This is a genomic window from Roseivirga sp. BDSF3-8 (assembly GCF_041449215.1).
Lineage (GTDB): Bacteria > Bacteroidota > Bacteroidia > Cytophagales > Cyclobacteriaceae > JBGNFV01.
The window spans coordinates 5182127-5186581 of the sequence record NZ_JBGNFV010000001.1; the positions used below are offsets into that span (position 1 = coordinate 5182127).

The following is a 4455-nucleotide window of genomic DNA, read 5'->3' on the forward strand; positions in this document are numbered from 1 at the left end:
GGGCTATCAGGCCGGGACTTTTTCGTTTTTTACTACCTCTTCCATGCGGGTGGAGCGAAGCAGGTCTTCCAGACGGGCCTCTACCTCATCTGCAGGTATATGTTTGTTTATCAGCAGGTTTCTTATCAGTTCCAGGGCTTTTAGATATTTATCTGCCTGCTGGTAATGATGGGGTACTTCCTGGCGGATCTTTACGAGCTCGCGATAGGGTGCTACGACTCCCTGCTGGTAGCTCTCATCGTCGTAGTTGAAGTTTTTGGTGCTCACAGCGAGTACCAGGCATTTCTTCATAAAGCCTTCTGCGTCGGGCAGCAGTTTTTGCAGACTGGTATGTAAGGCATTCTGCTCTTCTTCCACATCCAGGGCAAATCCACCGGGCTGGCCGGGCAGGTATTTGTTCAGGTTTTGCAGTACGGCCTGCGGTCCCATGTCCAGGAACCAATCTACGCCCGTATCATGCATAAAGGCCATAGACTCCTGCCAGCGCACAGGCCGGGTAAGGTGCTGCAGCATCAGGCCAGGTATTTCCTGTTTCTGCAGAGGCCTGGCAGTCACATTGCCAATGATGGTAAAGTGGGGCTCATGAAAGTTAAGCTTACTAAGCGCCTCTTCGAATTCTGCTACCACATCATCCATGAGGGGGCAATGGGACGGGGTGTTTATATTGAGAATATTTACCTCGGCACCAGCAGATTCCAGCATCCGTGCGGCTTTTTCCAGATCAGACCTAGCTCCGGACACTACATGCTGCAGGGGAGAATTATAGACGGCTACAAAAGCTTTTCCTCCCTCTGAGCGCACCTTTTCGCAGGATTCCTCCACTACATGGCCTTCAACCTTGTTCACGGCCATCATGCCGCCGTCGTGGATCTCTCCGGCTTTCTTAAGTAGTTCGCCACGCTTTCTGATCAGTCTGAGACCATCCTGCCATTTGAAAACGCCAGCAGCGGCCAATGCGGCATATTCTCCCTGGCTGTGTCCGGCGGCGAAAGCAGGTTTTATCCCGTATTGATTTTGCCACACCAGCCAGGAGGCTATACCGAAGAGGTATATGGCGGGTTGGGCATGGTCCATTGCGGACAAGGTCTTCAGATCCCCCTCAAAGCACACTTTTTTAATATCATAGGCGAGTATATCAGCGGCTTCTTCATAGAGTTGCTTCACCTCTTTGTGCTGCTCATAAAGGCTCTTACCCATACCGGCGTATTGTGTGCCGCCACCAGGAAACAGTAATGCTATTTTTTTATCCATTAGTCTAGGGCCTTTACAATTCAAATTCCTGAAAATCCTCTTTCTGGCCGGCGCTCTCTTCTACCCCGGTGCGCTTATTGATCACCGCACTGAGGTCACCCACTGTGGCACCGTTAAATACATCGCCTACCTGCAGGACATCGGGGTAGCGCTCCCCGCTAAGGTTTACCAGTTGGATCGCTTTCAATGAATCACCTCCCAGGCGGAAGAAATCATCATTCAGACCGGGCTTTTCAGCTCCGAGCACTTTAGTGAAGAGTGAGGCTATAAATAGCTCCGGCTCACTGGCAGGTGCTTTGTATGCGGCCTTTCGGCTTTCCACTATCTCTTTAGGTTCCGGCAGCGCTGTGGTGTCGACCTTGCCATTCGCCGTCAGCGGGATTTCCTGAACTTCTACCAGGAAGCGGGGCACCATGTAGGGGGGTAATGACCTGCCTACATGCTCCCGGAGAGCCTCTTCCGTTGCGGCAGCATCAGCTATATAATAGGCTATGAGCATGGGCTCACCTGCCGGAGACAGGCGTACAGCTACATGAGCATCGTTTACTGAAGCGTGTTCCAGCAGCAGGCTTCTCACTTCCCCCGGTTCTATGCGGTGGCCGTTTACTTTTACCTGCTCATCAGCACGCCCCTCATAAGCCAGCATGCCACCGGGCAGCCAGCGACCGAGATCTCCCGTCAGGTAGGCTTTGCCTTCTCCCCAGGGATCCTTAATAAACTTAGCCTCCGTGGCCTGGTCATCACCCGCGTAGCCTTTTGCGACTCCCTCACCGGCGATCACGATCTCTCCCGTGGCACCATAAGGAAGCAGGGTGTGCCTGCTATCGGTGATGTACAGGCGTGTATTGGCTACGGGCTTGCCGATATTTATACGGGTGTCCTCACGGTCAATTTTTTTCACAGAAGCTCCTACTGTAGTCTCCGTAGGGCCGTATTCGTTATAAATGACCATGTCCGCGTTCAGCGCCAGGAGGGTGTGAATATCATCTGGCTTCAGGGCCTCACCTCCGGCGATGATTTTCTTCACCTCCGAGCTACTGAGGTTCAGGTTTTTGAGCAGGCGTATATGTGAGGGCGTCAGCTTTACGGCCTGAACCGGCGAACCCGGGCCAAATACTTCCGAAAGGACTTCCTGCACCGCTTCCCTCTGTGGCAGTTGGATGCTTCCCCCTCTCAGCAGCGGGGAGAAAATGCTGGTGAGGGTGAGGTCAAATGAGGGAGAGGTGAAGAAAGGCATATTGTACCCTCCCTCATCGTTGAAATAGTAGTCATTTGCCCAGGTGATGTAATTCACAAAATTACGGTGGGTCACCTGCACACCTTTTGGCCACCCGGTGGTACCTGAGGTGAATATCAGGTAGGCGTTGTGGTCCTGGGCAACACTGGCTTGTATCTCTGCAGCGTCGGGTAGCTGATCCGCCTCAACATCTAAGGCCACCAGAAACCCGGTAAAAAAGCCGATATCCATGAGGTAGTTGCTGTGAGTGATCAGGGCTTTACACTCTGATTGGCTGACTATGTGCTCTTTGCGGGCATCGGGGTATGTGGTATCCACTGGCACAAAGGCTGCCCCGCTATACATGATGGCAAGCATGGATACAATGGTATCGGCTGACCGGTCCATGAAGATCGCCACCGTATCACCCGGCATCACTCCGCCATTCCTGGTCAGGTGTTGCGAAACACGGCGGGCTTTGTCTGCAAGTTGAGCGTAGGTGAAACTCTCCTCCTGACCGGCAATCGCGATCGCATCCGGTGTACGCTCCACCTGCTTTTGGAAAAGCGAGACCAGCGTGGCCTTTTCATCAAATGGGCGCTCTTCGCCTCTGCCCACCTGCAACAGGTCTGCCTCTTGCTTTTCGCTCAGCAGAGCAATGTCCTTTAGCTTTGCCGCAGGGTTGCCTGTGACCTGACTGGCTATCCGCTTAAGCTGCGCGGCAATATCTTTGAGTTGTTCCTCAGTGAATACATTCAGGTTAAAGTCAAAACGTATGCTGAGGGTATCCCCGGGAATGACTGACAGGTTAAAGTCATAGGTGGTGTGCTCGAACAGGTTAAAGCCGGTAACACGGAAGCTTCCCTCCTGCTGAGCTCCTTCCGCTATCCGCTCATCAATTGGATAGTTCTCGAAGGCCATAATGTGGTCGAAAAGCCCGCCTGTCAATTCGCTGGAGCGCTGTACATCTACCAATGGCGTATAGTGATGGGGCAAGGCTTCAGCAGCTTCTTTCTGCATGCTGCCTAACAGCTCTGTAAAGGTCTCCTCAGGTGAGGGCGAGAGGCGGACGGGAATCACGTTGATAAACATACCGGGCATATTCTGAATGCCGGGCAAATCGGCCGGACGGCCTGAGACCACTGCGCCGAATACAACGTCTTCCTGCTGCTGGTACCGGCTTAGCAGGATTCCCCAAAGGGCCTGAAACACCAGGCTTACCGTTACCCCTGCTCCGGTAGCCAGCTTTTCGAGCTGCTGACTTTCCTTTTGGTCAAAGGCCAGGGTGGTGTGAGCGGGGCGATAGGCGGTACCTTCCTTTTTAGTGGCATGCCTGGGTATACGCGCCATACGGTCATAGCCTTGCAGGTACTGTTTCCAGAAGCGCTGACTGTCTTCGCCATTCTGATTTCCCAGCCAGCGCACATAGTCCCGAAACTGCCTGGCTACGGGTAGGACGGGCTTCTCACCTTTTTCTATAGCCTGGTAGCTATCGAGAAAGTCGGCCAGCAGGATAGCCAGTGACCAACCGTCCATGAGGATATGGTGATAGGTCCAGATGACTTCATAGGTGTGGCTGTCTACCTTTACCACTTTCAGCCGGAAGGCTACGCTTTTCTTCAGATCGAAGGGCTTTTCGCGCTCGCGCGACTTGATCTGCTCCAGTGCGGTTTCCTTCGAATCACTTTCTGAGATATCTTCCTGAGCGAAATCGACCTCTACCTCTCTCAGTACCACCTGCAGAATATCACGGGTGGATTTCTGCACAAAGACTGTCCTTAATATGTCGTAGCGGGCGGTCAGATGTTCAAAGGTCTTTTTGACCAGGTCAGGCTGAAGGGTTCCTTCCACCCGGTAGGCCACCTGTTGCACGTAGGCTGTCCCTTCCTCCAGGAGGGCATGAAAATACATACCCTCCTGCATAGGCGAGAGGTTATAAATGTTCTGTATGTTTTCCTTTGACAGGTTTTGCATAGGTCATTCGGCAA

General features: G+C 52.9%; 2 protein-coding genes. Both read right to left on the bottom strand.

All coding sequences use genetic code 11. The annotated features are described in order from the left end of the window. Positions 1 to 6: 6 nt before the first annotated feature. Positions 7 to 1251, bottom strand: a complete 1245-nt coding sequence (fabD, locus tag AB9P05_RS21315) for an ACP S-malonyltransferase (protein WP_371910860.1) — start codon at positions 1249 to 1251, stop codon at positions 7 to 9. A 13-nt stretch (positions 1252 to 1264) separates the two neighbouring features. Beyond that, the gene (locus tag AB9P05_RS21320) at positions 1265 to 4441 is read right to left on the bottom strand and encodes an amino acid adenylation domain-containing protein (protein WP_371910861.1); all 3177 of its coding nucleotides are present in this window, start codon (positions 4439 to 4441) and stop codon (positions 1265 to 1267) included. Positions 4442 to 4455 lie beyond the last annotated feature (14 nt).